This is a genomic window from Xanthomonas nasturtii, from assembly GCF_001660815.1.
In the GTDB taxonomy this organism is placed as follows: Bacteria; Pseudomonadota; Gammaproteobacteria; order Xanthomonadales; family Xanthomonadaceae; genus Xanthomonas; species Xanthomonas nasturtii.
The window spans coordinates 30,212-55,230 of the sequence record NZ_LYMI01000015.1 but is presented as its reverse complement, the minus strand read 5'-3'; the positions used below and the strand labels follow the sequence as shown (position 1 = coordinate 55,230).

Annotated in this window: 24 protein-coding genes and 1 other RNA gene; 17 read left to right on the top strand and 8 right to left on the bottom strand. The window is 64.0% G+C overall.

The genetic code is table 11. The features are described from left to right. Window positions 1-66: 66 nt before the first annotated feature. Window positions 67-285 (top strand): translation initiation factor IF-1, encoded by a 219-nt coding sequence (gene infA, locus A7D16_RS07370; RefSeq protein ID WP_064631327.1) that lies wholly within the window; start codon window positions 67-69, stop codon window positions 283-285. Window positions 286-343: 58 nt separating this feature from the next. On the opposite strand, the gene A7D16_RS22985 is transcribed toward infA, so the two are convergent. From A7D16_RS22985 to clpS, 3 genes are all read right to left on the bottom strand, one after another. Beyond that, complete coding sequence (locus tag A7D16_RS22985; RefSeq protein WP_153043142.1) at window positions 344-682, bottom strand: hypothetical protein; 339 nt, start codon at window positions 680-682, stop codon at window positions 344-346. An 8-nt stretch (window positions 683-690) separates the two neighbouring features. Next, window positions 691-2,973, bottom strand: coding sequence for an ATP-dependent Clp protease ATP-binding subunit ClpA (clpA, locus tag A7D16_RS07365; protein WP_064631274.1), 2,283 nt, complete (start codon window positions 2,971-2,973; stop codon window positions 691-693). Window positions 2,974-3,115: 142 nt separating this feature from the next. Next, window positions 3,116-3,436: an ATP-dependent Clp protease adapter ClpS gene (clpS, locus tag A7D16_RS07360; protein WP_064631270.1), complete on the bottom strand. Its 321-nt coding sequence runs from the start codon at window positions 3,434-3,436 to the stop codon at window positions 3,116-3,118. A gap of 250 nt (window positions 3,437-3,686) precedes the next feature. On the opposite strand from clpS, the gene A7D16_RS07355 reads away from it, so the two are divergent. From A7D16_RS07355 to A7D16_RS07335, 5 genes are all read left to right on the top strand, one after another. Beyond that, window positions 3,687-4,145, top strand: coding sequence for an NUDIX hydrolase (locus tag A7D16_RS07355; RefSeq protein ID WP_064631267.1), 459 nt, complete (start codon window positions 3,687-3,689; stop codon window positions 4,143-4,145). After that, window positions 4,142-5,278 (top strand): tRNA 2-thiouridine(34) synthase MnmA, encoded by a 1,137-nt coding sequence (gene mnmA / locus A7D16_RS07350; RefSeq protein WP_064631265.1) that lies wholly within the window; start codon window positions 4,142-4,144, stop codon window positions 5,276-5,278. Before A7D16_RS07355 ends, mnmA begins: the two co-directional genes overlap by 4 nt. After that, the gene (gene hflD, locus A7D16_RS07345; RefSeq protein WP_064631263.1) at window positions 5,278-5,892 is read left to right on the top strand and encodes a high frequency lysogenization protein HflD; all 615 of its coding nucleotides are present in this window, start codon (window positions 5,278-5,280) and stop codon (window positions 5,890-5,892) included. Before mnmA ends, hflD begins: the two co-directional genes overlap by 1 nt. Before the next feature lie 147 nt (window positions 5,893-6,039). Further along, a complete protein-coding gene (locus A7D16_RS07340) occupies window positions 6,040-7,230 on the top strand; it encodes a methyl-accepting chemotaxis protein (RefSeq protein ID WP_064631261.1) in 1,191 nt (396 codons plus the stop codon). 86 nt (window positions 7,231-7,316) lie between these two features. Beyond that, a complete protein-coding gene (locus A7D16_RS07335; protein WP_064631259.1) occupies window positions 7,317-7,601 on the top strand; it encodes a hypothetical protein in 285 nt (94 codons plus the stop codon). 768 nt (window positions 7,602-8,369) lie between these two features. On the opposite strand, the gene A7D16_RS07330 is transcribed toward A7D16_RS07335, so the two are convergent. Beyond that, window positions 8,370-11,156, bottom strand: coding sequence for a bifunctional diguanylate cyclase/phosphodiesterase (locus tag A7D16_RS07330; protein WP_193395450.1), 2,787 nt, complete (start codon window positions 11,154-11,156; stop codon window positions 8,370-8,372). 120 nt (window positions 11,157-11,276) lie between these two features. Here A7D16_RS07330 and A7D16_RS07325 point away from each other — a divergent pair, with 120 nt between their 5' ends. Continuing rightward, complete coding sequence (locus tag A7D16_RS07325; RefSeq protein ID WP_064631255.1) at window positions 11,277-13,409, top strand: sensor histidine kinase; 2,133 nt, start codon at window positions 11,277-11,279, stop codon at window positions 13,407-13,409. Window positions 13,410-13,412: 3 nt separating this feature from the next. Next, on the top strand, window positions 13,413-15,134 hold the full coding sequence (locus A7D16_RS07320; protein WP_064631253.1) for an EAL domain-containing protein: 1,722 nt from the start codon (window positions 13,413-13,415) through the stop codon (window positions 15,132-15,134). A gap of 127 nt (window positions 15,135-15,261) precedes the next feature. Here A7D16_RS07320 and A7D16_RS07315 read toward each other — a convergent pair whose 3' ends face one another. The 4 genes from A7D16_RS07315 to flgA form a co-directional block, all read right to left on the bottom strand. Beyond that, complete coding sequence (locus tag A7D16_RS07315) at window positions 15,262-16,488, bottom strand: ATP-binding protein (protein ID WP_064631251.1); 1,227 nt, start codon at window positions 16,486-16,488, stop codon at window positions 15,262-15,264. Window positions 16,489-16,656: 168 nt separating this feature from the next. Beyond that, the gene (locus A7D16_RS07310; RefSeq protein ID WP_014503329.1) at window positions 16,657-16,989 is read right to left on the bottom strand and encodes a hypothetical protein; all 333 of its coding nucleotides are present in this window, start codon (window positions 16,987-16,989) and stop codon (window positions 16,657-16,659) included. 16 nt (window positions 16,990-17,005) lie between these two features. Then, window positions 17,006-17,317 (bottom strand): flagellar biosynthesis anti-sigma factor FlgM, encoded by a 312-nt coding sequence (gene flgM / locus A7D16_RS07305; protein ID WP_064631249.1) that lies wholly within the window; start codon window positions 17,315-17,317, stop codon window positions 17,006-17,008. Between the two features lie 66 nt (window positions 17,318-17,383). Continuing rightward, entirely contained in the window at window positions 17,384-18,028 is a 645-nt protein-coding gene (gene flgA, locus A7D16_RS07300; protein WP_039403905.1) for a flagellar basal body P-ring formation chaperone FlgA, read from the bottom strand. Here flgA and A7D16_RS22980 point away from each other — a divergent pair. From A7D16_RS22980 to flgG, 9 genes are all read left to right on the top strand, one after another. Next, window positions 18,027-18,224: a hypothetical protein gene (locus tag A7D16_RS22980; RefSeq protein ID WP_153043141.1), complete on the top strand. Its 198-nt coding sequence runs from the start codon at window positions 18,027-18,029 to the stop codon at window positions 18,222-18,224. The two genes, flgA and A7D16_RS22980, sit on opposite strands and share 2 nt — an antisense overlap. 145 nt (window positions 18,225-18,369) lie before the next feature. After that, complete coding sequence (locus A7D16_RS07295; protein WP_064631247.1) at window positions 18,370-19,314, top strand: chemotaxis protein CheV; 945 nt, start codon at window positions 18,370-18,372, stop codon at window positions 19,312-19,314. A 305-nt stretch (window positions 19,315-19,619) separates the two neighbouring features. Beyond that, window positions 19,620-19,695, top strand: a non-coding RNA gene (locus tag A7D16_RS07290) — sX9 sRNA. A gap of 113 nt (window positions 19,696-19,808) precedes the next feature. Then, complete coding sequence (flgB, locus tag A7D16_RS07285; RefSeq protein WP_064631245.1) at window positions 19,809-20,210, top strand: flagellar basal body rod protein FlgB; 402 nt, start codon at window positions 19,809-19,811, stop codon at window positions 20,208-20,210. 3 nt (window positions 20,211-20,213) lie between these two features. After that, on the top strand, window positions 20,214-20,621 hold the full coding sequence (flgC, locus tag A7D16_RS07280) for a flagellar basal body rod protein FlgC (RefSeq protein ID WP_005914451.1): 408 nt from the start codon (window positions 20,214-20,216) through the stop codon (window positions 20,619-20,621). A 34-nt stretch (window positions 20,622-20,655) separates the two neighbouring features. Then, a complete protein-coding gene (locus A7D16_RS07275; RefSeq protein ID WP_064631243.1) occupies window positions 20,656-21,321 on the top strand; it encodes a flagellar hook assembly protein FlgD in 666 nt (221 codons plus the stop codon). 31 nt (window positions 21,322-21,352) lie between these two features. After that, window positions 21,353-22,576, top strand: coding sequence for a flagellar hook protein FlgE (gene flgE / locus A7D16_RS07270; RefSeq protein WP_047696172.1), 1,224 nt, complete (start codon window positions 21,353-21,355; stop codon window positions 22,574-22,576). Window positions 22,577-22,698: 122 nt separating this feature from the next. Beyond that, window positions 22,699-23,454, top strand: a complete 756-nt coding sequence (gene flgF / locus A7D16_RS07265) for a flagellar basal-body rod protein FlgF (RefSeq protein ID WP_064631241.1) — start codon at window positions 22,699-22,701, stop codon at window positions 23,452-23,454. Window positions 23,455-24,217: 763 nt separating this feature from the next. After that, window positions 24,218-25,003: a flagellar basal-body rod protein FlgG gene (gene flgG / locus A7D16_RS07260; protein WP_064631239.1), complete on the top strand. Its 786-nt coding sequence runs from the start codon at window positions 24,218-24,220 to the stop codon at window positions 25,001-25,003. Window positions 25,004-25,019: the final 16 nt, after the last annotated feature.

Genomic DNA, 25,019 nt, shown 5'->3' with positions numbered 1-25,019 from the left:
GGAGATGGGGCGTAAACTGCTTTTCCTTACGGCCCTGTCGGGCCAGCCGTGATTGCACAGGATTACATGTCGACAGACGACTCCATTGAATTCGAAGGCAGCGTCAGCGAGACGCTCCCCAACACCACGTTCCGGGTCAAGCTGGAAAACGGGCATGAGATCATCGCCCACATCTCCGGCCGTATGCGCAAGAACTACATCCGCATCCTGACCGGCGACCGGGTCAAAGTTGAGATGACTCCCTACGACCTGACCAAGGGTCGTATTACCTACCGCATGAAGTAAGCGGTTCTGGTGCTGAGACGCAAGGCGGCCACTGGCCGCTTTTTGTTGTGCCTGCGAGTTATTGCTTGAAACTTGCTTTGATGGGCGGCTTCTCTTCATTACGCCGAATTGCCTCGCGCCGTGCGGGTTCGAATTCATCGGACGCGCCAGGCACCGGCACCGGCAGCGGCTGAGCTGTCGAGCTGAGCAGAGCCCTGCCATATGGCGCGAGGCGATGCAGCGCTGCAGCGACCTGAGAGCGACCGAATAACTCGCCGGACGCTGTGAGTTCGGCGGCGCCAGGCAACGCGGGCGTGCTTTGGTCGGGTCCAAACCAATTCTGGCTCGCGAGCGCGTTACGCGCGCAGGCGCCCACAAAAAAAGCCGCTCGTTTGAGCGGCTTTTTTTTGACCATCAAGGCTGCGATCAATCAACCGTTGCAGGCAGCAGACGCTCCGGCTCCGGATGCGCCTCGACCAGCAGCTCGCCATCCTTGACGTCGATGTTGACCCGGCCGCCTTCCACCAACTTGCCGAACAGCAGCTCGTCGGCCAGCGGGCGCTTGATCTTTTCCTGGATCACGCGCGACATCGGGCGTGCGCCCATCAGCGGATCGAAGCCATGCTGGGCCAGCCAGTCGCGCGCGGTCGGGGTGGCCGACAGCGAGACGTGCTTTTCCTGCAACAGCATTTCCAGCTCGATGATGAACTTGTCCACCACCCGCAGGATGTGGTCGAACGCCAGTGGCTGGAACTGCACGATCGCATCCAGACGGTTGCGGAACTCGGGCGTGAAGCCGCGGCGGATCGATTCCATCGCGTCGGTGGAATGATCCTGCTTGGTAAAGCCGATCGACCGACGCGACGCCTGGGTGGCGCCGGCATTGGTCGTCATCACCAGGATCACGTTCTTGAAGTTGGCCTCGCGCCCGTTGGTGTCGGTGAGGATGCCGCGGTCCATGACCTGCAACAGGATGTTGAAGATGTCCGGATGCGCCTTCTCCACTTCGTCCAGCAGCAGCACGCAGTGCGGCGTCTTGACGACCTTCTCGGTCAGCAAGCCACCCTGATCGAAACCGACGTAGCCCGGAGGCGCGCCGATCAGGCGGCTGATCGAATGCGCTTCCATGTACTCGGACATGTCGAAACGCACCAGCTCGATGCCCAACTGCAGCGCGAGTTGCTTGGTGACCTCGGTCTTGCCCACACCGGTAGGACCGGCGAACAGGAAATTGCCGATCGGCTTTTCCGGGTTGGCCAGGCCGGACCGTGCCAGCTTGATCGAACCGGCCAGCGTCTCGATCGCCGGGTTCTGCCCGAAGATCACCATCTTCAGGTTGCGCTCAAGGTGCTGCAGCACGTCCTTGTCGGTCGCGCTGACCTGCTTGGCCGGAATCCGCGCCATCTTGGCGACGATGGTTTCGATCTCTTCGATATCGATCAGTTCCTTGCGCTCGCCCTCCGGCAGCAGCCGCTGGCGCGCGCCGGCCTCGTCGATCACATCGATCGCCTTGTCCGGCAGCAAACGATCACCGATGTGCTTCACCGACAGGTCCACCGCCGCCTGCAACGCGTCGTCGGCGTAGGTCACACCGTGATGTGCCTCGTACTTGGGCTTGAGGCCCTGCAGGATTTCAAAGGTTTCGCCCACGGTCGGCTCGACGATGTCGATCTTCTGGAAGCGACGTGCCAGCGCACGGTCTTTCTCGAAGATGCCGCGGTATTCCTGGAAGGTGGTTGAGCCGATGCAGCGCAGCTCGCCCGACGACAACGCCGGCTTGATCAGGTTGGACGCATCCATCGTGCCGCCCGAGGCCGAGCCCGCACCGATGATGGTGTGGATTTCGTCGATGAACAGCACCGCATTGGGCACCTTCTTCAGTGCGGCCAGCACGCCCTTGAGACGCTTTTCGAAATCGCCGCGGTACTTGGTACCTGCCACCAGCGCGCCCAGGTCCAACGAGAAGATCACCGCATCGGCGAGCACTTCGGGCACGTCGTTATCGACGATGCGCTTGGCCAGACCCTCGGCAATCGCGGTCTTGCCCACGCCCGCCTCACCCACGTACAGCGGGTTGTTCTTGCGCCGACGGCACAGGACCTGGATGGTGCGCTCGATCTCGTCGGCACGGCCGACCAGCGGGTCGATCTTGCCGTTGCGCGCCTGTTCGTTGAGGTTGGTGGCGAACTCGGCCAGTGCGTCGCCCTTGGCCTCGCCCTCCCCGCCTTCGCTCTTGGACTCGCCATCCGGCGCAGACGGCTGCTCGCCGTCCTCACCCAGCTTGGCGATGCCGTGCGAGAGGTAATTGACGATATCCAGGCGGGTGATGTCCTGCTGATTCAGGAAATACACCGCATGCGAATCCTTTTCGCCGAAGATCGCCACCAGCACGTTGGCACCGGTGACTTCCTTCTTGCCCGAGGACTGCACGTGATAGACGGCGCGTTGCAGCACGCGCTGGAAACCCAGCGTGGGTTGCGTGTCACGCCCGTCGTCTTCTGCCAAACGCGAAACCGAGGCCTCGATGGCCTGTTCCAGATCGTTGTGCAGGCGCACCTGATCTGCGCCGCAGGCCTTGAGTACGGCCTGCGCGGAGGGGTTGTCCAGCAGCGAGAGCAGCAGGTGCTCGACGGTCATGAACTCATGACGCGCCTCGCGTGCTCGCTTGTAGCACTGGCCGATTGTTTGCTCTAGATCTTTGCTGAACATGGATAACTCCGAACGGCTGTTGCCAACAATATGCGGCTTTTATTGGGATTTTCCACAACCCTATCGGATAGGCATGTTCAGACGGCGTTAGCACGTGATTGCAGCCACACTGTTGCGCTGCTGGAATGATCTGGCGGGTGCCTCAGGTCTGCTCCATCGTGCACAACAGCGGATGCTGGTTCATACGAGAAAATTCGTTGACCTGGGCCACTTTGGACTCGGCGACCTCTCGGCTGTAGACCCCGCAAACGCCCCGTCCACGGGTATGGACGTGCAGCATGACCTGGGTGGCCTGCTCAAGGCTCAGGTTGAAAAACTGTTCCAGGACGGTCACCACGAAGTCCATCGGAGTGTAGTCATCGTTCAGCAGCAACACCTGGTAACGCGGCGGTGGCGCCACTTCCGGCTTGCTGGCTTCGACCATCAGGCCGTGGTCGTGTTCGTGTGAGGTATTCCGAGGCATCCAGCCATTATACGGTTCAACCTTGCACGCATTGGACGATTTGCGCTGCGCCCCGCACAATTTGTGTCCGATCCCCTGGCTGGCCCTTGATGACCGATTCCATGACCGCGCTGCCGCTGGCGCCGTCGTCTAGCGCAATTGCACCCATGCCCGCAGCGCGATGTGGTGCACGCCTGCATGTCTGGCGCCGGGTGACGTGCATCACTTTGCGCGCCGCGGATAACGCGCCGCCCCGGCAGGAGCAGCCCCGATGAGTGCGCCCGAGCAACGTTGGCATCCGGATGTGACCGTTGCCACGGTTGTCGTGCGCGACGGCCGCTTCTTGCAGGTAGAAGAAGCCATTGGTGGCCGCCTGCTGTTGAACCAGCCAGCCGGCCATCTGGAGCCCAACGAAAGCCTTCTGGATGCCGCAGTGCGCGAGACCCTGGAGGAGACCGGCTGGGACGTGCAGCTGACCCAGTTCATTGGCACCTACCAGTGGGTCGCGCCGAGCGGCCAGTGCTTTCTGCGCTTTGCGTTCGTGGCCGATGCGCTGACCCACCACCCCGAACGCAGCCTGGACACCGGCGTGGTGCGCGCGCTGTGGATGACACCGGATGAACTGCGCGCCTCGACCGAGCGCCTGCGCAGCCCGCTGGTGTGGGAGGTGGTGGCCGACTACCTGGCCGGGCAGCGCTACCCATTGTCGCTGGTCCGGCACGTCGCATGAGTACGCCGCGCATTGTGGTGGGCGTTTCCGGCGGCGTGGACTCGTCTGTAGCGGCATGGAAACTGGCGCAGCAAGGCGAGCCGATCGCCGGGCTGTTCATGCAGAACTGGGCCGATGACGGCAGCGGCGATTGCCGCGCCGAAGACGACCGCCGCGACGCAGTGGCAGTTTGCGGCGTGCTGGGCATCCCGTTCCATTTCCGCGACTTCTCCGGCGAATACTGGAGCGGCGTGTTCGAGCATTTCCTGGCCGAGTACGCGGCCGGGCGCACGCCCAACCCGGACGTGTTGTGCAACCGCGAAGTGAAGTTCAAGCATTTTCTCGATGCAGCGCAGGCGCTGGGTGCCGAACGCATTGCCACGGGCCATTACGCGCAGGTCGCACACAGCGGTGGACGTTGGCGCCTGTTGCGTGGCGCCGACCGCGGCAAGGACCAGAGCTATTTCCTGCATCAACTGGGGCAGACCCAACTGGCCGCCACCCTGTTCCCGATCGGCGATCTGGAAAAAAGCACGTTGCGCCGGATTGCCCAGGACGCCGGCTTGCCGACCCATGCCAAGAAGGATTCCACCGGCATCTGCTTCATCGGCGAGCGCGATTTCCGGGAGTTTCTGGGCCGCTATCTGCCTGCGCGCACCGGCGAGATCCGCGACCCGCAGGGGCAGCGCATTGCCGAACATCCGGGGGTGTTCTATTTCACCCTGGGTCAGCGCGAGGGGCTGAACATCGGCGGCGTGCGCGGGCGTGCCGCCGCGCCGTGGTACGTGGTGGGCAAGGACGTAGCGAGCAATGTGCTGTACGTGGATCAGGACCGTGACAGCCCGCTGCTGCAATCGCGCTGGCTGCAATCCGAGCAGGCCCATTGGGTCACCGGGGCGCCGCCGGCACGCAGCTTCAGTTGCACCGCACAGACGCGCTACCGGCAACCCGACGAGCCGTGCACGGTGGAGGTGCAGGACGATGGCAGCGTGCAGGTGCGCTTCGAGCGGCCGCAGCGGGCGGTGACGCCCGGACAGTCGCTGGTGCTGTACGACGGCGAGGAATGCCTGGGCGGCGCGGTCATCGCGGCCACCGATGCACCGCTGGAACGCCAGTTAGCGGGATCTTCTTTTTCTTCTGAGGTAGTGGCTTGATGAGTGTTTCCATGGATCACCGTGTGCTGGCGCTTGCCGGTGTTGCCCAGGCCCTGCAGCAGGTGCGGCGGATCGCCGAAACCGGGCATTCGGAAGCGGCAACGGTGCGTACCGCCATGGACAGCGTGTTCCGGGTGGACGCGTCCTCGCCGGAGGCGGTGTACGGCTCGTCTGCGGCGCTGGCGCCCGGACTGCGCCTGCTGCACAACTACTTCCGCAACCAGGGCCAGGACGAGGTGCTGCCGCGCCTGGCGCTGGCGGTGCTGCAGCTGGAACGCCGGTTTGTGCGCGACACCGCGACCGTGGCCACGGTGTCCGCCGGGATCGACGCCGCTGCCCGCCAGGCGCAACACCTGAACGACAGCGCACACCCCGATGTGCTCAGTGCGCTGGGTGGGCTATATGCGCAAACCATCAGCCACCTGCGGCCCAAGGTCATGGTGCAGGGCAACCCGCACTATCTGGGCCAGGCCGGGGTGGTTGCGGAGATTCGCGCCCTGTTGCTGGCAGCGGTGCGCTCGGCGGTGCTGTGGCGGCAGATGGGCGGCAGCCTGTGGGATTTCCTGTTCGCCAAGCGCGCGATGCTCGAAGCGGTGGACCGCGCGCTGCGCTAAACAGCGCCAAAAACCGCTGCCAGCGCCGCGCTAGCGGCCGCTGACACGCGCCAACAGGGGTTGAATGGGCAGGACGAGATGGCGATCGTCGCTAAAGACAATGGGGGGAGTGCCGATACAGCAACCGTGACTCTGCCGAGAACGCCCATGTATTCACGTCCACTCATCCGTCTAGCCGCTCCTTTGGCCCTGACTTTGCTGTATCCCTTCGCTGTCGGATTCGACTGGCCCGCTTCGGTGCGCTGGGCGATTCTGGCGACCATGACCCTTAGTTGGTTGGGTTTCGCTGCCTGGGTGACATATTCCCAGTTCCGGCCTAATCCGGACCAGGCACGCATCCTGCGCGAGCAGGACCAACTGCTCAACGAACTGCGTACGTTCGTCAGCAATGAAGTCGACGGTTCGCGCTCGGAAGTCGAGCGTGCCCGTGAACTGATCCGCCAGGCCGTGTCCGGTCTTGGTGGCAGCTTCGAAGCGATGAACCGCAAGTCGCGCCAGCAAAGCCAGGCACTGGCCCGCATCGTCGACCGCGCCGGTGACGATGGCAGTGCCGGCGTCGACGTCGCCCGCTTCGCCCAGCACGCCAGCTCCCGCATGGAGCAGTTGGTGGAAGCGCTGGAACAGGTGAGCGGCCAAAGCACCAACACCGTCCATCACATCGATGAGATGGCGCAGCATCTGGATGGCATCTTCGCGCTGTTGGAAGACGTCAAGTCGATCGCCGACCAGACCAACCTGCTGGCCCTGAACGCCGCCATCGAAGCAGCACGTGCCGGTGAAGCCGGTCGCGGCTTCGCGGTGGTCGCCGACGAGGTGCGCAACCTGTCCGAACGCTCCACCACCTTCAACGAACAGATCCGCAAGCTGGCACACAGCTCCAAGGAATCGATCGCCAAGGTGCGTGAAACGGTCTCGCAGCTGGCATCGCGTCACATGGACCGCTCCCGCGAGGCGCGCCATGAATCGGCCGCCATGCTGGAGAACGTCGCCCAGATCAACGCCTCGTTGGGCGATGGCATGCGCGAAATCTCCGAGTGCGCACGTTCCATCGATGGCAGCGTGGCCGAAGCGGTGCGTGCCCTGCAGTTCGAGGACATCGCCACGCAGACGCTGAGCGGCATCCACACCCACCTGGATCGCCTCACCGCGATCAACCGCGAAGCGGTGGCGCTGCAGGAACTGCTGCATCGCAATGGCGGCGTGTACGACAGCGATCTGGTCGCCGCGCTGGCCAAGGTGTCCAACCGCCTGCGCGACATGCGCGTGGAGTGGGAACGCCCGCCGCACAAGCCGGTGGCACAGCAAGGCATGGGTGCCGGTACGGTCGAGTTGTTCTAAGACCGATGCCGCCCCGCAGCTGCTGATTCCGACATTCCCCGGCCTTCCGGGGATTTGTCGTTCCGTAACGACCTGGTGTTCCGCTCATGTCACTTCTTGCCCCGACCATCGACACTTCCACCGCCGCGCTGCAGGCCGCTGCACTGGCCGCCGCACACGCCGAGCGCATCGCGCAAAGCGATGCGGCCAAGCCTGCGCTGCGCCGCGTCCGTATGCCGGCCGCGCTGGAACGGCTGGAGCGCTGCGCACGCGCGGAGTTGCAGGCATTGATCAACCCGCACCGCGCTTGCAGCGAAGAAGAGCTGTTGTTCGCAACCGTGGCCTGGGATCTGGGTCTGGATGGCGCGGCAGTTGGCGTGTCGGGGCGATAAGGCGCATGCGTCAAGCAGCGGGGCGTGACTCGGCAGGCGCCCCCGCTGGTTTGTTTCCGCTGCCCGGGTTTGACGCACTTGCGCCGCTCCTTAGCCATTAATGCGCTGTTGCATCCAGCCGTTCCACCAAGCGTGACTGTGCGCACGCGGAACCGATCGATTGCAGCATCAGGGTGACCTCATCCCCTGCCCCTCTGCACGACGATTTTTCGACAGAACGTGGTGCGTCGATCGACGCGATGCGATTGGAATGACGTGGCGCGAGGGCATTGGGCACCTGCTGCCTGGCTGCAGGGCCCTTGCCCGCCCACCATCGCAGGACACGCTGCAAGTACGTCCTTGTAGCTCTGGCGCGGCATCCATGCCGCTCGAGGTCCCGCGACGGTGGGCGGGCAAGGACCCATCGGGATCTTGGTGTGTATGTTTGCGAGCAAGGTAGGACATAGGGCACCTGGATCGGCGCGTGGACGATCAGCTCCGCAACGCGACGAACGACAGTTTTTAACAAAGCGACCGACTCATTGTCTGGTGCGGTGTCCTTACCAATTGCGGAACCATTGGCGCAAGTGATGCCACCAGGCAGCTGCCGTCACGGCATGTCCCGTCTGGGGTGAGGTTACCTACCATCTGGTTGCGCCGTGTTTGGCTGCACCTAACTATCGCGGCGACCCGAGATCGCCGTTGTCTTCAAGTCGTTGGGCAAGGCGAATGGATCACGCATCGTGCCGCTGAAATGCGGCTTGATCGCCTGCAAAGCTGCGCACTGCGTCAGCTGGCAATCACCAGCCGTGCACCCAGCCGCATACCGGCTTCGGCCTCGCGTAGCCATTGCGCCATATCGCGCGGCGATAGCGGGCGTGAGTAGAAATAGCCCTGGATCTCGTCGCAGCCCTGCTGACGCAGCAGTGCATCTTCCTGCACGGTTTCCACGCCTTCGGCGACCACCTGCATGCCCAGCGCGTGACCCAGATGCACGATGGCCTGGGTGACCTCGGCCGTGTTGGCATCGTCGAGCATGCCTTGCACGAAGCTGCGGTCGATCTTCAATCGCTGCACCGGGAAGCGGTTGAGGTAATGCAGATTCGAAAAGCCGGTGCCGAAGTCGTCCACCGCCAGCAGCACGCCGTTTTGTTCGAACAGTTCGAAGCAGCGGCGCAGCGAATCGGAATCGCGGATCAATGCGGATTCGGTCAATTCCAGCTCGAGACGTGACGGCGGCCAGCCGTTGTCGCGGCAGATTTCCAGTACGCGCTCGGCAAAACCGCGTTCGCGCAATTGCACTGCAGAGACATTCACCGCAACGCGGCTGAAATGCAGGCCGGCGCGATCCCAGACTACCGCCTGGCGGCAGGCTTCGCCGATGACCCACTCGCCCAGGCGCACGATTTCGCCGCATTCTTCGGCAATCGGTATGAATTCGACCGGGCTGCAGGGACCATGGCCAGGGCGATTCCAGCGCATCAGCGCTTCGATCGCCGGCGATGCATCGCCCACGGTGTTGACCAGCGGCTGGTAGACCAGCGTGAACTCTTCGCGCTCGAGCGCGCCTTGTAGCGCGTGCTCCAGCTCCAGGCGGCGCTGCGCACGCAGCAGCACGTCCTGGCTGTAGTAATGGAAGGTGTTGCGGCCGGATTCCTTGGCCGCATACATCGCCGCATCGGCGGCACGCAGCAGGCTGTCGAAGTCCGACAGGCCATCGCCCTGCAGCGCGATGCCGATGCTGGCACCGAGCTTGAGGGTGACATGTTCCTTGCGCAACGGCTCTCCAAGCGCTGCGATCAGCTTGCGCGCCACGTGGCCGGCATCTTCGGGCTCGGACATATCGCGCAACAGCACGATGAACTCGTCGTCGCTGAAGCGGCCGAACAGATCGCTGTTGCGCAGATGTTGATGCAGGCGCGCCGAGGCGAGCTTGAGCAGGTTATCGCCGGTGGCATGGCCGAACGAATCGTTGATGCTCTTGAAGCCATCCAGATCGATCAGCAGCATCGCCATCACCTGGCCGCGCTCGTTTGCTTCGCGAATGGCGTTCTCTGCCTGCTCGCGTAGCAGGAAGCGGTTCGGCAAGCCGGTCAGGCGGTCGTAATGGGCCAGCAGCTCGATGCGTTCGTTGGCTTCGCGTTCGCGGGTGACATCGCGGAACAAGGCGACAAACCGCGGCGGCAGGCCTTCGCGACGGTCCAGCTCGATCAGCACCTGTACCCAGATGCGCTGGCCGGAGTTGCGATAGAAGCACAGCTCCAGCTGCTCGGGCAGGCCGCCATCGGAAATGCGCAGCAGCGCCGCTTCGAAAGCGTCGCGCGAATCCTGGGTGTACAGCGACAGCGCCTGCTCCAGGGTGATGTTTTCCTTGCGCAGGCCGTGGATGCGGTAGCACTCCTCGGTCCATTGCATGCGCCGGGTATCGACCTCGATCTCGCAGCCGCCAATCTTGCCCAACGCAGACACGCGGTTGAGCAATTCGGTGCGCCAGCGGATCAGTGCGTCGGTCTGGCGTTGCTCGGTAACGTTCTGCAGTTGGCCAAGGACGCGCACCATGCTGCCGTCGCCGTCGAACACCGGCTGCGCCCACACCCGCAGGTGATGCGGATTGGCGCCGGGCAGGCCGTTGATTTCCAGCTCGAAATGCACCGGCATGCCTTCATGCTTGATCTTGCGCCAGGCGCTGCGCAGCTGCGCAACCGAAGACCGACCGAGCAGACGCAGGATGTCGCGAATGCCTTGCAGACGCAGTTGGGCCATGCCGAGTTGTTGCAGGAAATCCTGCGACACCCACAGCACGTCCTGGTGCGAGTCCCAGCTCCAGCTGCCCATGCTGGCAATGCGCTGGGCCTCTTCGAGCTGGGCCTGCTGCTCGCGCAGCTGCTGCTCAAGTAATTTGTGATGGTGCACGTCGGTATGCGTGCCGACCATCCGCAGCGGGCGGCCGTCGGCAGTGCGCGAGACCACGCGGCCGCGATCCAGGATCCAGCGCCACTGCCCATCGTGCTGGCGCAGCCGGAATTCGGCCACGTAGGTGTCGGTGCGGCCTTCCAGATGCGCCTGCACCGCGGCGCTGACATGCGCGTGGTCTTCGGGGTGAATCAGCCCGGACAAGGCGGTGAGGTTGTTCGGCAGCGGCTGCTCTGAATAGCCGAGCATGCGGGTCCAGCGCTCCGAGCGATACACCACGTCGGCCGGAATGTCCCAGTCCCACAGGCCGTGATCGGCGCTGTCCAGGCCCATTTCCCAGCGGCTGGTGCCATCGGCGCCCATCGGCTCGGGAATGCTCAAGGTGAACGCCATGACCTGGCCATGTTCGTCGCTGACCGCACGCAGCCAGCCTTCCAGCCGCCCGCCGCCGGTCCCCGGCAACACGCAGGGAGCCATGCCACCGCTGTCGGCCACCTGGGCGCGACTGCTTTCCAACACTTCGGCGTATGCACCAAGGGTTGCAGGCAATCCGAGGGACTGCGCAACGCGATTGGCCGCCAGAGGCTGGCCATGCGCATCCAACAACACCACCGCCGAGGTCAGCGGGTGCTGCAGCATGCTTGCAATGACGCCTGAGTCCACTCTGGAACACTCCGAAGAATCGACCCCGGCCTTCGGAGTCGCAATGGATAACGGCCGTGTCGTCGATTAGTTGAGGCGCCTGTTTCGAGCTGGACCGAACCGGACCGACTTACGGCTAAGATGGCCGTATCGCCAGCACCCAAGGTCGTCCGCGGATCCATGCAACAGCCCGTCGCCGCGCCCGCGTTTTCGTCTGCCCCCGTGTCCCGCCTCCGCCTCGCCGAGCGCCTGCAGCAAGGCCTGTGGACGTTGACCGGCCTGTATCTGCTGGTCGGTGTGGTCTGGCTGCTGCTGGGCAACCGGCTGCTCAACCTGGCCGGCGCCGCCATGCCGGAGCGCTGGTCGGACGCCAGCTTTCTGGTGGTGTCGAGCATCGTCATTCACCTGGTGCTGCGCCGCTTCATGAGGTTGATCGTGGACGAGCACGCGCAGCTGGCGCAGTCCGAGGCCTTGCTGCAGGCCAAGTTCCTGGCCCTGCCCAGCCCGGCCTTCATCTACGACCTGGCCAGCATGCGCATCCTCGATGCCAATCCGGCGGCGCTGGAATTTTTCGGCTGGGAACGCGACGAATTCCTGCAGCAGACGCTGCAGGCGATCTGGCCCAACGCCGATGGTGAACGGCTGGAAGAGGTCATTGCGCAGATTCGGGGCAAAGGAGATGCCACCTGCGTGTTGAACGAGGAGCTGCTGACGCGCAGCGGGCCACGCCATGTCGAAGTGCGCAGCAATCAGCTGCATCTGACCAGCGGCCCTGCCCGCCTGGTGGTCACGGTGGACCGTAACCAAGAGCGCCAGGCGCAGCATCTGCGCGACGAGGCGCTAGAGCGTCTGGAAGAAGCACAAAGCATCGCACGGCTGGGTTCGTGGCAGCTGGACCGTACAACCGGTCTGGGCCGCTATTCGCCGGCGGTGTATCGCCTGCTGGGGCGCAGCGTGCCGATGCACCGTCGCGAGCATCGGCTGGAAGAATTGCTGACCGCCTCCGACAGCGCCACCCAGGCGCGCATCGAACGCATGATTGAAGACATGTGCACCGGTGGCGAGGTGCAGATCGATGTGTTGCTGCCGCTGACTGGTGGCGATTCGCAACCGCGCACCGTGCATCTGCGCGCCGAGAGCGTGACCAGCCCAGGCGGCGCACGCCATGTGCACGGCACCTTGCAGGACGTGAGCGAACGCGAACAGTCGCGCCGCCTACTGCGCGAACGCGAGGAACAATTCCGCGAACTGGTGCGCGTACTGCCCGACGGTGTGCTCATCCTGGCCGACGAGCACGTGATGTATGCCAACGCCGCCGGTTCGATCCAGTTCGGCTTTCAGGGCGAGACCATTCTGGGCGAACCGCTGCAGACCCTGGTCGGCGACAGCGACCTGCCGGTGGTACGCGAGTATCTGCGCGCAGGCAGCGACCGCAACGAGCCGGTCTCCAGCGCACGCGCCATGCGCCGTCGCGATGGCAGCACCTTCTACGCCGGTCTGTCGGCAGGCGATATCCGCTATGGCGGACGCAGCTGCAAGTTGCTGGTGGTGCGCGACCTGAGCGAACCCGAGCGCATGCGCGATGCCTTGGCCGAGAGCAATGCCGAACTGCAGGCCATGGCCAAGCGGCTGTTCTCGCTGCAGGAAGACGAGCGCCGCGCCATCTCGCGCGATCTGCATGACGATATCGGGCAAGCGATCACTGCGATGAAGCTGTCCGCGCATGCAGCGCTGGACGAGCTGGACGCCGATGCACGCCGCGAGGATCTGCTGGAAGTGGTATCGCTGGCCGACAGCACGGTGACCAAGCTGCGCAATCTGTCGATGCTGTTGCGTCCGCCACAACTCGATGCGTTGGGCCTGGAAGCTGCATTGCGCTGGCAGGCGTCGATGCTGTTCCGCGCCTCACAGGTGCGGCTGGAGCTGGACATTCAGGCGCTCGACGAACGGCCGGGCAACGAGATCGAACAGGCCTGCTTCCGTATCGCGCAGGAAAGCCTCACCAATGCGCTGCGGCACGCCTGTGCGGGCGAGGTGCGCATGAGCCTGCAATCGATCGACGGCGACAGTTTCCGTCTGGAAGTCAGCGATGACGGCGACGGCTTCGAGCCGGAGGGTCCGCGCGGGCTGGGGCTGATCGTGATGCGTGAGCGTGCGCAAACCGTCGGCGGCACGCTCGCGATAGAATCAGCCCCCGGAGCAGGCACGCGCGTGACGTTGCGCCTGCCCTATCACCCGGTCGGCGAGTCCGTCCACGACGATGGTGGACGTTGAGTCATGTGGAGCCCTGTAATCCCGCCCGGACTGGAAATCGTCAAGCCCACACGACTTGGCGCGGGTAACCCCGAGTTGCTGCATCTGGTGGATGCGGCCGCGTCCGGCGGCCCGCCGCTGATGATCTTCCACATCGACATCGATCACTTCGCTTCGATCAACGAGAACATGAGTGGCGAAGTCGGTGACCAGGCGCTCACGCTGGTAGCGCGCCGCCTGCAGGAATTTCTCGGAACGCGCGGCAAGCTGTGGCGCCACGGCAGCGATGAAATGATCGTGGTGGCGGTGCGTCGCGAAGACACGCCGTTGCCGGAAGACTTCGCCGAAGAGATCCGCCAGCAACTGGAGCTGCCGCTGTCGGTGCTGCCGTATACCTTGTTCATGACCGGCAAGGTCGGCATCAGCCTGTGTCCGGAACACTCCACCTCGCTGTCCACGTTGCTGGACTACGCCGAAGAAGCCACCTACCAGGCCGCGCGCGAAGGCGGCAATACGGTGCGGCTGTATACGCGCAATTCGGCGACCAACGCGCATAGCGAAAGCATCATTGCGCGGCAGATCGTCGATGCGATTCCGCATGGCGAATTGCGCCTGCGTTACCAGCCCTTGGTGAGTGCGCGCGACGGCCGCATCGTGGGCATGGAAGCGCTGCTGCGCTGGCAATCGCCCACCCTGGGCATGCTGGTGCCGGAGCGTTTCATGCGCACCGCCGAGCGCCTGGGCGTGATCGTGCAGATCGGCGAATGGGTGCTGCAAAACGCGGTGCGCCAGGCGCGGCTGTGGCGCGACCAGGGCTTCGACGATTTCAGCATCGCGGTGAACGTCTCCACGCTGCAGTTGCTACGCCCGGGCTTCTTCAACGAAGTGATGGCGATGCTGCAAACCGCCGGCGTGCCGGCGCAATTCGTCACGCTGGAGATCAATGAAAGCGCGTTGACCAACAACGTCAACTTCGTCCACGAGACGATGGCCAACCTGCGCAACGAAGGCATCAGCCTGAGTCTGGACAACTTCGGTACCGGCGATTCCAGCCTGAGCGCGTTGGTGCGCTATCCGGTGGACCGGCTGAAGATCGATCGCAGCTTCATCAAGAGCGCACCGGCTGGCAGCCGCGAGGCGGCGATTGCGCGCGCCATCATCGCCATGGGCCACCAGCTCGGCATGACGGTGATCGCCAACGGTGTGGAATCGCAGGCGCAGCTGGGCTTTCTGCGGCGCAACGATTGCGACATCTTCCAGGGCTACCTGTTTGGCGAGCCGATGTCGGCAGAGTCCGCCGGCATGGCGCTACGGCGCCGCTATCTGCGCCCGGAATCGTTTGCCGAAAGCCGCCCCGACCGCACGTTGCTGCTGCTGGACGACGAAGAGAACGTGCTGCGCTCGCTGGTGCGTTTGTTCCGTCGCGACGGCTACCGGATTCTGGCGGCAGGCAATGTGCGCGATGCCTTCGACCTGCTCGCCACCAACGATGTGCAGGTGATCCTGTCCGACCAGCGCATGAGCGACATGAGCGGCACCGAGTTCCTGGGCCGGGTCAAGATGCTCTACCCCGACACCGTGCGCCTGGTGCTCTCCGGCTACACGGATCTGGCCACGGTGACCGAAGCGATCAACCGCGGCGCGATCTACCGCTTCCTGACCAAACCCTGGAACGACGACGAGCTGCGTGAGCATATTCGCCAGGCATTCCGCACCCATGATGAGTTGCGGAACGGCCGGGAATAGGGATTTGGGATTCGGGATTGGTCAAAAGCGCGGAGCGGCGCCATCGGGTCAGACGGCGCATTGACGATCAGCGACGGCAATGTCGGCTGTTGCGAATCCCGAATCCCGAACAACCAATCCCAGCGCGTCAGCGCGGCTGCCGGATCGGTAGCACGATCCTGAAACTGGCGCCCTGCCCCGGCGTGCTTTCGACATCGATGCGGCCGTGGTGCTTGTTGATGATGCCGTAGGAAATCGACAGGCCCAGGCCGGTGCCGCTGCCGACTGGTTTGGTGGTGAAAAACGGGTCGAAGATGCGCTGCAGCAGGTCCGGGGCGATGCCCGCGCCGCTGTCCTGGAACTGGATCCAGACGTTTTCCGCCTCGTCGCGGCCGGTGGTGACGGTAATCGTGCCGCGCTCGACGATGGCCTGGCCGGCGTTGAGCAGCATGTTCATGTACACCTGGTTGAGCTCGGACGGCAGGCACTCCACCAGCGGCAGCTCGGCGTAATTGCGCTCCAGGGTGACCTTGTACTTGAGCTCGTTCCAGATGATGTTGATCGTGGATTCGAGACCTGCGTGCAGGTCCACCATCTTCCACGACTCGGAGCGGTCCGAGTACGAGAAGTCCTTGAGGTCGCGCACGATGCGGGTCACCCGCTCGATGCCTTCGCGCGATTCGGCCATCAATTGCGGCAGGTCGCGGCTGATGAAGTCGATATCGGCGCGGTTGCGGATCTCGTCGATTTCCGGAATCAGCGCCTTCGGGTCCGGCGCCTGCAGCGCGCGCTCATACGCCTCGATCAGGGTGAACAGGCTGCGCAGATATTCCTGCAGGCTGCCCAGATTGGAGTGCACATAGCCGATCGGATTATTGATTTCGTGCGCCACGCCTGCGGCCAACTGGCCGATGGAGGCCATTTTTTCCGACTGCAGCAGTTTGTCTTGCGCGCCGTTCAAACGCAGATAGGCCTGACGCAGTTCGGCGTGGCGTTGTTGCAGCTCGCGCTCGTAATCCTGCTGGCCTTCGATGTTGTGGAACAACGCCAGAAAATGCCCGAGGCCGTGCTCTTCGTTGTAATACAGATGCGCGATGACCACCCGGTCGGCCACCGGCAGGCTGCCGGTCCAGCTGCCCTTGCTGCGCGCCTGATTGAGTGCGTCCGATGGCAACACCTGCGAAATCCGCTCGCCCAGGTTGCGATCGTCGGCGGGGTCTTCCTTGCACAGGCTTTGGCGTGCAATGGCATTGGCCAGAATCAGCTTTCCGTCGGCGCGGAACAGCAGCACGCCCTCCAGCATCTGGTCGCCAAAGGCGCGCAGGATGTCCGGGGACGGTAGTAAGGCTTGATTGAGAAAAAACTTGGCGGTCACGGGAGCAGGCGGCGGAGAGGATGCCCCAATATACGCCGAACCGTTGACGCGCCGTATCGCCGTTTCGCATTACCGGCGCTGTGTCGCAGGCCGCGCAACGCAAGCCGGCTCCCATACGCATGCCGCGTTATCTGCAGCCCTGTGTGCTGCAAAAAACGCCTTGGCGACTTAGGCGACTGCCAGCGAACGGCCGCCGCGCAACACGCTCGATTGCCCCTTGGCGTCGTAGGACGGCGCACTTTCGGTGCGGCCCAGGTGACGCAGCGCCCAGTTCACTTCGCGCCGCCGGCGTGCCAGCAGCGCACCGTTGGCGCGATTGGCTTCGGCCAGCTCACGCAGGCGCTCTTCTTCGCCTGCAGGCATTGCCGCTTCGAGCGCGCGCAGCGCCGACAGCTTGTCCTGCGTGTGTCGCATCAACCCATCGATGTCGTTCTCGAGTAATGCCTGGCGTTCGCCGGCCAGCGCGTCGCTGAGACGTTGCAGGAACTCGTTCACGTTCATCCTTTTAAGTCGGGGATCAACCCGCCAGTTGCTGATTCAGATCCATCATGCGGCTGGCGATGGCATCCGGGTTGATGGAATAGCTGCCGTTCTGCAGGGCATCCTTCACCGCCTGCACGCGACCGGTGTCGATCGCCGAGGACTGCGAAAGCTCGCGCTGCAGGTTCTGCAGATTGGTGGCTTCACCGGTCAGCTTGACGCTGTCGGTGGGCGGTAAGGCTGCAATCGGGGACGCGCGATCTTCGCCGGCCGAAGCGATCTTGCTGCTGGTGGCCGCGGTACGAAGGGTGGCAGCGGTCGGTAGATTGCCTTCGATTTTCTGGGTCATGTCAGGAACTCCTCTACAGGTCGTAGGGGATAACGGCACCCAGAAAAAAAACTTTATAGAAAATTTTTACCTGGAGACCACAACGGTTCCGCTCGCTTCAACAATGCCCTGCACAACCCGGCGCGAGGACGAATTCTCCACCGACACCCGTTCGTTTTCGCCGGCATCGGACAGCGCGCGACCACTCATGCGCACTTCCAGGCCACCGTTGCGCGACACCAGTGGGACCGTGTCGCCGCGCCGTACCAGCCGCTGCGTCACCAGATCATTGGCCGAGAGCAGCGAACCGGCCGGCAGGATGCGGCGGGCCGACTTGCCCACTGCGGCCACCGGGTCGGCCAGTACCGCACCGACGATGCGGGCGGCGTCACGCTTCTCGATACTGATATCGGCCAGCGAGATGGTTTCTCCAGCGCTGATGCCCCGGCGCAGCACCAGCACATCCTGATTGCGGCGCACCTTCAGCGGCACGAACAGGCGCCAGCCGGCCGGCTGCGGGCAAGCCACTTCCACCGTATTGGTGCCGGTGGGCTGCGCCTGCAGCGCGATCGGGCAGGCCGGCATGCGCAGCCCCGGGTCGAGCGTCGCTTCGGCTTCGGCATCGGGCCCGACGGTGGCCAGCGCGGCCGCACGGATGGAATCGACAGACTGGTAGCTCTGGGCCCAGGCCGGAGCGGCAGCCAACAAGATGACAAGCAGGAGCAGGCGCATGGGACCAGATCCGGAGGAAGACCCGGAAGACAGTGCAAGAGGTGTGCCTGTTTTTGGCCGGGATTTGGGATTCGGGATTCGTGAAAGCGGCTTCGCGGGTGATTCATTTATCCGCTGCCGAGGCCCTTTCACCCGCCGGATCTATCCGATACCTGTCACTGAAACTGTCAAGGGTGCAGAAGCAGCAGCGACCTGACCAACTGGCTAGTGCACGCTTTTGAGCGAATCCCTAATCCCAAATCACCTCATCCCGGCGCCATTGCGACTCCCCATTCCCGACAACGTCCCCGACCAACCACAAAGCCCTCAAGTTTCTCAGGGGCGCTGTCGATATCTGCCCCATGACCCACGATCTGCTCAACCGCATCGACCAGCGCACGCGACTGGCTGGCCACAATCGACTGGCGCTGCTGCTGTTTAGGCTGGGCGGACGCCAGCTTTTTGGCGTCAACGTCTTCAAGGTCCAGGAAGTGCTGCGTCGCCCGGAACTGTTCCAGGTGCCGGGCCTGCCGACCGAGTTCGCCGGCGTGGCCGACGTGCGCGGGCGCTCGGTGCCGGTGCTGGACTTGGGCCTGGCGATCGGCCACCCGGAACGCGATTCGCACTCCGAAAACGGCCCCGGCTACCTGGTGGTGGCCGAGTTCAACCGCTCGGTCCAGGGTTTCCTGGTCAGCGGGGTTGAGCGCATCGTCAATATCGCGGTGGAAGACATCCACCCGCCGCCGGAACTTGGCGCCGAAGCCACTTATTTGACGGCAGTGACGCGCTTCCAGGGCGAACTGATCCAGGTCATCGACGTGGAAAGCGTGCTGGCCGACATTGCAAAGGTCAGCAAGGACGTGCAACTGGACCCGTCGCTGCAGCTGGTGACCTACGACCGCCAGTTCCAGGTGCTGGTGGTGGACGATTCGCGGGTGGCGCGTCAGCAGATCCGCAGCGTGCTCGACCAGCTCGGCGTTTCGGCGACCCTGCTGTCGGACGGCCGCCAGGCGCTGGACCACCTGCTACAGGTGGCCGCATCGGGCGAAAACCCGGCCGACCGCTACGCCATGGTGATCTCGGATATCGAAATGCCGGCGATGGACGGCTATACGCTGACGACGGAAATCCGGCGCACGCCGGGCCTGCAGGGCCTGTACGTGCTGCTGCACACCTCCTTGTCGGGCGTGTTCAACAACGCCATGGTCGAGCAGGTCGGCGCCAACGCCTTCGTGGCCAAGTACAGCGCGCACGAGCTGGCCGACTATGTGCTGGCCCGCCTGAAAGTGGTTGCCGAAGCGGCCTGATCCAATTGCGCGGCCGTTCCACCCCACCGGTGACGGCCAGAACCAGCAACGCCTGTCTTCCGACAGGCCTGGGAATACACGTGGTTGCCGTACGCAAGCACGCGCCTTAAAAACGCTTTCGGCGCAGCTGATCACACGCTGCGCTGAGTTACTTCCCGCCAGACGATCCTGGTTGGCCTGCAAGTTGCACTGCCAGCGGCAACAGCTACCCGGGCAGCAGCACGCTTGGTGAGGTCTGGCAGCTAGAGCAATTCACAAATCCACTGCGCAGCTGCCAGGCGAGCGCGGCCGGTGATCGAAGCGACCTGTACCACGCGAGCACTTCGATCCTGAGCGCGACGGACGCACCCACCTGACGGTTGCGCGTTACGTTTGTTAACCGCTCCAAGACCGTCGGTCGGGCACTGCGGATGTGTTGCCAGCTCCGCACGCGTAACACCTCGATTTGGCACAAACATTGCTTCCTCCCTTGCAACACTTCGCGGGAGAGCACCGTGTCCAGTCCCTTCTCTTCATTCCTCGGCGTCCATGGCGACGCGTTGGCGCTGCGCGAGCAGCGCATGAAGCTCATTGCCAGCAATCTGAGCAATGTGGACACCCCTGGCTACAAGGCCAAGGACCTCAACTTCGAAGCGGCGCTGAAGTCGGCGCAGGGCGTGCAGGATGGCGGCCTGCTGCAGGCCACCGACGCCAAGCACTATGAAGTGGGCGGTGGCGGCGGGCTCAACCCGTTCCAGATCACCCGCGAATCCGACCAGCCCAGCCTCGACGGCAACACCGTCGATCCCGACGCCGAACGCGCCGCCTACGGCCGCGCCGCGCTGGAATACCGCGCGTCGCTGAGCTTCCTCGAATCCAAGGTGCGCTCGATGCTCACCGCGATCACGGGCCAATAAGTCATGAGCAACCTTCCCATTTTCGATGTGGCCGGCTCGGCGCTGCATGCGCAGTCGGTACGCCTGAGCACCATCGCCTCCAACCTGGCCAACGCCGATTCGGTGGCGGGCTCTGCCGAGGCGACCTACAAGCCGATCGAGCCGATCTTCCAGGCCCAGCAAAGCCGTCAGGACCCCAGCCTGACCTCGGTCAACGTCAAGGAGATCACCACCACCAACGCGCCGCCGATCCGTCGCTACGAGCCCGGCCACCCGCTGGCCGATGCCGATGGCTACGTGTTCTCGCCCGACGTGGACCCGGTCTCGCAGATGGTCAACATGATTTCCGCCTCGCGCAATTACCAGGCAGGCGTGGAAATGCTCAATACCGCCAAGGAACTGGCGCTCGCGACCCTGACCATGGGCCGCTGACCCGTCCTAGCCCTTACCTAACGGAACACTCCAGATGAGCACGATCGGCAGCGATCTCTACAAGACTCTCGGCCTGAGCACCAGCAGCACCGTCGCCAAGAAGGAAGAAGCACTCGGCCAGGCCGACTTCCTCAAATTGATGACCGAGCAGCTGCAGCACCAGGACCCGCTCAAACCGATGGAAAACAGCGCGTTTCTGGGCCAGTTGGCGCAGTTCTCCACCGTGCAGGGCATTGGCGACCTCAATACCAAGGTCGGCAATTTCTCCGATTCGATGAATGCCGACCAGGTGCTCAAGGGCGCCGCGTTGGTTGGCCACAACGTGTTGGTGCCCTCCGCACAGGTGGCGATCGATGCCACCGGCTCGGCCAAGGGCGTGGTCGCCGCCACGTCGGCTGGCTTCGTCAATTTCGAAATCACCGATGCCAACGGCGCGTTCGTCAAACAGCTCAGCGTGCCGGCCAGCGCCGCCGGTGAGGTGTCGTTTGCCTGGGATGGCACCGACGCCAATGGCAACCGCATGGCGGCCGGCAAATACGGCATCACCGCAACCCAAACCGATACCGCCGGCTCCAAAAGCAAGTTGCCCACCTACGTCGACGCACCGGTGGACAGCGTCACGATCGGCTCGGACGGCCTGTATCTCAACCTGACCGGGCTAGGCACTTCCCCGCTCGCCAACGTGCTCCGCGTCAGCTGAGCCGGCAACCGACACTTAAAGGAACTCATCCATGGCTTTCAATACCTCGTTGTCCGGCATCAACGCAGCCAATGCCGATCTGAACGTTACTTCCAACAACATCGCCAATGTCAACACGACCGGGTTCAAGGAATCGCGCGCCGAGTTTGCCGACATGTTCCAGAGCACCAGCTACGGCCTGTCGCGTAACGCGGTGGGCTCCGGCGTGCGCGTCAGCAATGTGGCGCAGCAGTTCTCGCAGGGCAATATCGACCCGACCGGGCGCAGCCTGGACCTGGCGGTCTCCGGCGAAGGCTTCTTCACCGTGTCCTCCAACGGCGCCAAGATGTACACCCGCGCCGGCAACTTCCAGACCGACGCCAACGGCTATGTGGTCAACCCGCAGGGCGCACGCCTGCAGGTGTTTGCACCGAACCCGAGCGGCAACGGTTTCGATGTGGGACGCCTGTCGGACCTGCAGCTGCTGACCACCGACAGCCCGCCCAAGTCGACCTCTACGGTCAACCTGGCCTTCACCCTGCCCGGCAACGCCACCGCACCGACGGTGACCCCGTTCAGCCCGGCCGACGACAAGACCTATAGCCACTCCACCGGCGGCATCAACGTCTATGACTCGCTGGGTGTCAGCCATGTGCAGACCTCCTACTTCGTCAAGACCGCCAACCCGAACGAGTGGCAGGTGCACAACTATGTTGACGGCGCCGCAGTTGGCGCGCCGACCACGCTGCAGTTCTCCGACACCGGCGCGCTGACCACCCCGGCCAACGGCATCATCGCGATGGACCCGTTCACCCCGAGCACCGGTGCCGGCGTGCTGAACATGCAGCTCAATGTCAGCGGCTCCACCCAGTACGGCGAAGCCTTCGCCCTGCGCGACACCCGCCAGGACGGCTACGCCAGCGGCAAGCTCAACGAGATCAGCATCGACACCAGCGGCGTGGTGTTCGCGCGCTATTCCAACGGCGCCGACAAGCCGCTGGGCCAGGTGTCGCTGGCCAGCTTCGTCAATCCGCAGGGCCTGCAGTCGCAGGGCAACAACATGTGGGCCGAAAGCTACACCTCCGGCGCAGCCCGCGTAGGCGCCCCCGACACCTCGGACCTGGGCCAGATCGAGTCCGGCTCGCTGGAAGCCTCCACGGTGGACCTGACCGAGCAGCTGGTGAACATGATCGTGGCCCAGCGCAACTTCCAGGCCAACTCGCAGATGATCTCGACCCAGGACCAGGTCACCCAGACGATCATCAATATTCGTTGATGACACTCGGGACCCGGGAACGGGGGCCGGGGACCCGGAAAAGCAAACGCCAATACACCGGCGCTGTTGCTTTTCCGGGTCCCCGGCCCCGGGTCCCCGGTTCCGGCCTTTCGGAGTTCCCCATGGACAAAGCCCTCTACGTTGCAATGACCGGTGCCCGCGCTTCCCTGCAGGCGCAGAGCACCGTGTCGCACAATCTCGCCAACGTCGATACGGTGGGGTTCAAGGCCGCGCTGGCCAACACCGAAGCGTTCAAGATCCAGGGCAAGGGCTATCCGTCGCGGATCGATGCGCTGCATGTGGACCAGGGCTTCGATCGCAGCCAGGGCCATCAACAGGTCACCGGCAATCCGCTGGACGTGTCGCTGCAACAGGACCGCTGGCTGTCGGTGCAGTCGCCCGACGGCAGCGAGGCCTACACCCGCAACGGCGAGTTGGCGCTTACCGCCAATGGCCAGCTGGTCACCGCCAATGGGCACGCCGTGCTGGATGAAGGCGGCAACCCGATGACGATTCCGCCGCACCAGGCGATGGAAATCGGCAGCGACGGCAGCATTTCCATCATCCCGCAGGGCGAAGGCCCGCAGACCATGGCCATCGTCGGCAAGATGAAGGTGGTCGATGCGCCCGCCGATCGTTTGACGCGGCGCCCGGACGGGCTGATGCGCAACACCAGCACCGACCCGGCGCAGGCATTTGCGGTGGCCACCGGCAAGACCATCAACAGCGGCATGCTGGAAGGCAGCAACGTGGACGCCGCCGGCGCGCTGGTGGAAATGATCCAGCTGCAGCGGCAGTTCGAAATGCAGGTCAAGATCATCAAAAACGGCGACGACAATGCACAATCGGCCAATTCGATGATGCGGCTGAACGGCTAAACGTGGCTCACTCTGTGGCTTCGCTGCAGGGCCCTTGCCCGGCCACCATTTCAGGACATGCCGCAAGTACGTCCCTGTCTTGTCTTGTGAACGACTAAAAGTCGCTCACTTCTGCGGGTTTGCTGCAGGGTCCTCTTGCCCGCCCACCATCGCGGGACACGCCGCAAGTACGTCCATGTAGGCTCTTACGCGGCATCCATGCCGCGTAAGGTCCCGCGACGGTGGGCGGGCAAGGGCCAGTCGAGATGGTCGGTGTGCATGGCTTTTAACAAAGCGACCAGCAATCTTTCTGGTGCGGTGTCCTCGCCGATTGCGGGACCCCTGGCGGCATGGATGCCGCCACGGAGCCTACATGGACGTACTTGCGGCGTGTCCCGCGAGCGGTGAGGGCATCGCGCCCTCGACCGACCCGGCTTTTAGCCCTGAGCTCCAGACAAGCAACTCGCGACCGGCAAAACCAACTGCACTTGCCGTCAGGCGAGCGCCAGCCAAGTGCGGGACCGCCCTGACCGACCAACGATGTACCGCTCTGCCGCCAGCTTCCGCCGCTGCCACCGCTTGACTGCCGCTTGCAAACTGCCGAGGCGGTCCAACCCAGACCCGCTGTGATGGTGTCCCCAGGCACCTGGACGAGCCGGCAGCCGGCATCGCCACCCGTGATCTTACGCACACCCGGCAGAAATCCGACACCGCTTTGGCACGCCACGTGCATATACCCACCCGTGCCCGGAACACATCCCCGGGTCTAACGAGGAATCGGGTCATGAATCAGGCTTTGTGGGTCGCCAAAACCGGACTGGATGCGCAGCAGACGCGCATGTCGGTCATTTCCAACAACCTGGCCAATACCAATACCACCGGCTTCAAGCGCGACCGTGCCGCGTTCGAAGACCTGCTGTATCAACAGGTGCGTGCGCCGGGCGGCTCGACCTCCGCGCAGACGCAGCTGCCCACGGGCCTGCAACTGGGTACCGGTGTGCGCGTGGTGTCCACCTTCAAGGGCTTCGACCAGGGCAGCCAGCAGCAGACCGGCCGCGCGCTCGACGTGATGGTCAACGGACGCGGCTTCTTCGAAGTGCAGATGCCCGACGGCACCTCCGCCTACACCCGCGACGGTACCTTCCAGATCAATGCGCAGGGCGAGCTGGTCACCAACAGCGGCTACCCGCTGCAGCCCGGCATCCAGGTGCCGGAAGGCGCGCAGTCGCTGACCATCGGCAACGACGGCACCATCAGCGTCACCCTGGCCGGCCAGGCCGCCGCGCAGGAAATCGGCGCGCTGACGCTGACCGACTTCATCAACCCCTCGGGCCTGCAGTCCAAGGGCGAGAACCTGTTCGTCGAAACCACCGCCTCCGGCCCCGCCCAGAACGGCACCCCCGGCCTCAATGGCCTGGGCACCACCGTGCAGGGCGCGCTGGAAGGCAGCAACGTCAATACGGTGGAAGAACTGGTGAGCATGATCGAGACCCAGCGCGCCTACGAAATGAATGCCAAGGCCATCTCCACCACCGACTCGATGCTCGGTTACTTGAACAACAACGTCTGATCGGCTCGCCGCTCGC

What these genes read in the sequence shown, in the direction of transcription:
- flgA (WP_039403905.1), bottom strand. Translation starts at nt 18,028, where the DNA reads ATGCGCCTGCTCCTGCTTGTCATCTTGTTGGCTGCCGCTCCGGCCTGG.
- A7D16_RS22980 (WP_153043141.1), top strand. Translation starts at nt 18,027, where the DNA reads ATGGGACCAGATCCGGAGGAAGACCCGGAAGACAGTGCAAGAGGTGTG.
- clpA (WP_064631274.1), bottom strand. Translation starts at nt 2,973, where the DNA reads ATGTTCAGCAAAGATCTAGAGCAAACAATCGGCCAGTGCTACAAGCGA.
- infA (WP_064631327.1), top strand. Translation starts at nt 67, where the DNA reads ATGTCGACAGACGACTCCATTGAATTCGAAGGCAGCGTCAGCGAGACG.
- A7D16_RS07275 (WP_064631243.1), top strand. Translation starts at nt 20,656, where the DNA reads ATGAGCACGATCGGCAGCGATCTCTACAAGACTCTCGGCCTGAGCACC.
- A7D16_RS07335 (WP_064631259.1), top strand. Translation starts at nt 7,317, where the DNA reads ATGTCACTTCTTGCCCCGACCATCGACACTTCCACCGCCGCGCTGCAG.
- A7D16_RS07340 (WP_064631261.1), top strand. Translation starts at nt 6,040, where the DNA reads ATGTATTCACGTCCACTCATCCGTCTAGCCGCTCCTTTGGCCCTGACT.
- flgG (WP_064631239.1), top strand. Translation starts at nt 24,218, where the DNA reads ATGAATCAGGCTTTGTGGGTCGCCAAAACCGGACTGGATGCGCAGCAG.
- A7D16_RS07310 (WP_014503329.1), bottom strand. Translation starts at nt 16,989, where the DNA reads ATGAACGTGAACGAGTTCCTGCAACGTCTCAGCGACGCGCTGGCCGGC.
- hflD (WP_064631263.1), top strand. Translation starts at nt 5,278, where the DNA reads ATGAGTGTTTCCATGGATCACCGTGTGCTGGCGCTTGCCGGTGTTGCC.
- A7D16_RS07325 (WP_064631255.1), top strand. Translation starts at nt 11,277, where the DNA reads ATGGCCGTATCGCCAGCACCCAAGGTCGTCCGCGGATCCATGCAACAG.
- flgF (WP_064631241.1), top strand. Translation starts at nt 22,699, where the DNA reads ATGGACAAAGCCCTCTACGTTGCAATGACCGGTGCCCGCGCTTCCCTG.
- mnmA (WP_064631265.1), top strand. Translation starts at nt 4,142, where the DNA reads ATGAGTACGCCGCGCATTGTGGTGGGCGTTTCCGGCGGCGTGGACTCG.
- A7D16_RS07295 (WP_064631247.1), top strand. Translation starts at nt 18,370, where the DNA reads ATGACCCACGATCTGCTCAACCGCATCGACCAGCGCACGCGACTGGCT.
- A7D16_RS07320 (WP_064631253.1), top strand. Translation starts at nt 13,413, where the DNA reads ATGTGGAGCCCTGTAATCCCGCCCGGACTGGAAATCGTCAAGCCCACA.
- clpS (WP_064631270.1), bottom strand. Translation starts at nt 3,436, where the DNA reads ATGCCTCGGAATACCTCACACGAACACGACCACGGCCTGATGGTCGAA.
- flgE (WP_047696172.1), top strand. Translation starts at nt 21,353, where the DNA reads ATGGCTTTCAATACCTCGTTGTCCGGCATCAACGCAGCCAATGCCGAT.
- flgC (WP_005914451.1), top strand. Translation starts at nt 20,214, where the DNA reads ATGAGCAACCTTCCCATTTTCGATGTGGCCGGCTCGGCGCTGCATGCG.
- flgM (WP_064631249.1), bottom strand. Translation starts at nt 17,317, where the DNA reads ATGACCCAGAAAATCGAAGGCAATCTACCGACCGCTGCCACCCTTCGT.
- A7D16_RS07355 (WP_064631267.1), top strand. Translation starts at nt 3,687, where the DNA reads ATGAGTGCGCCCGAGCAACGTTGGCATCCGGATGTGACCGTTGCCACG.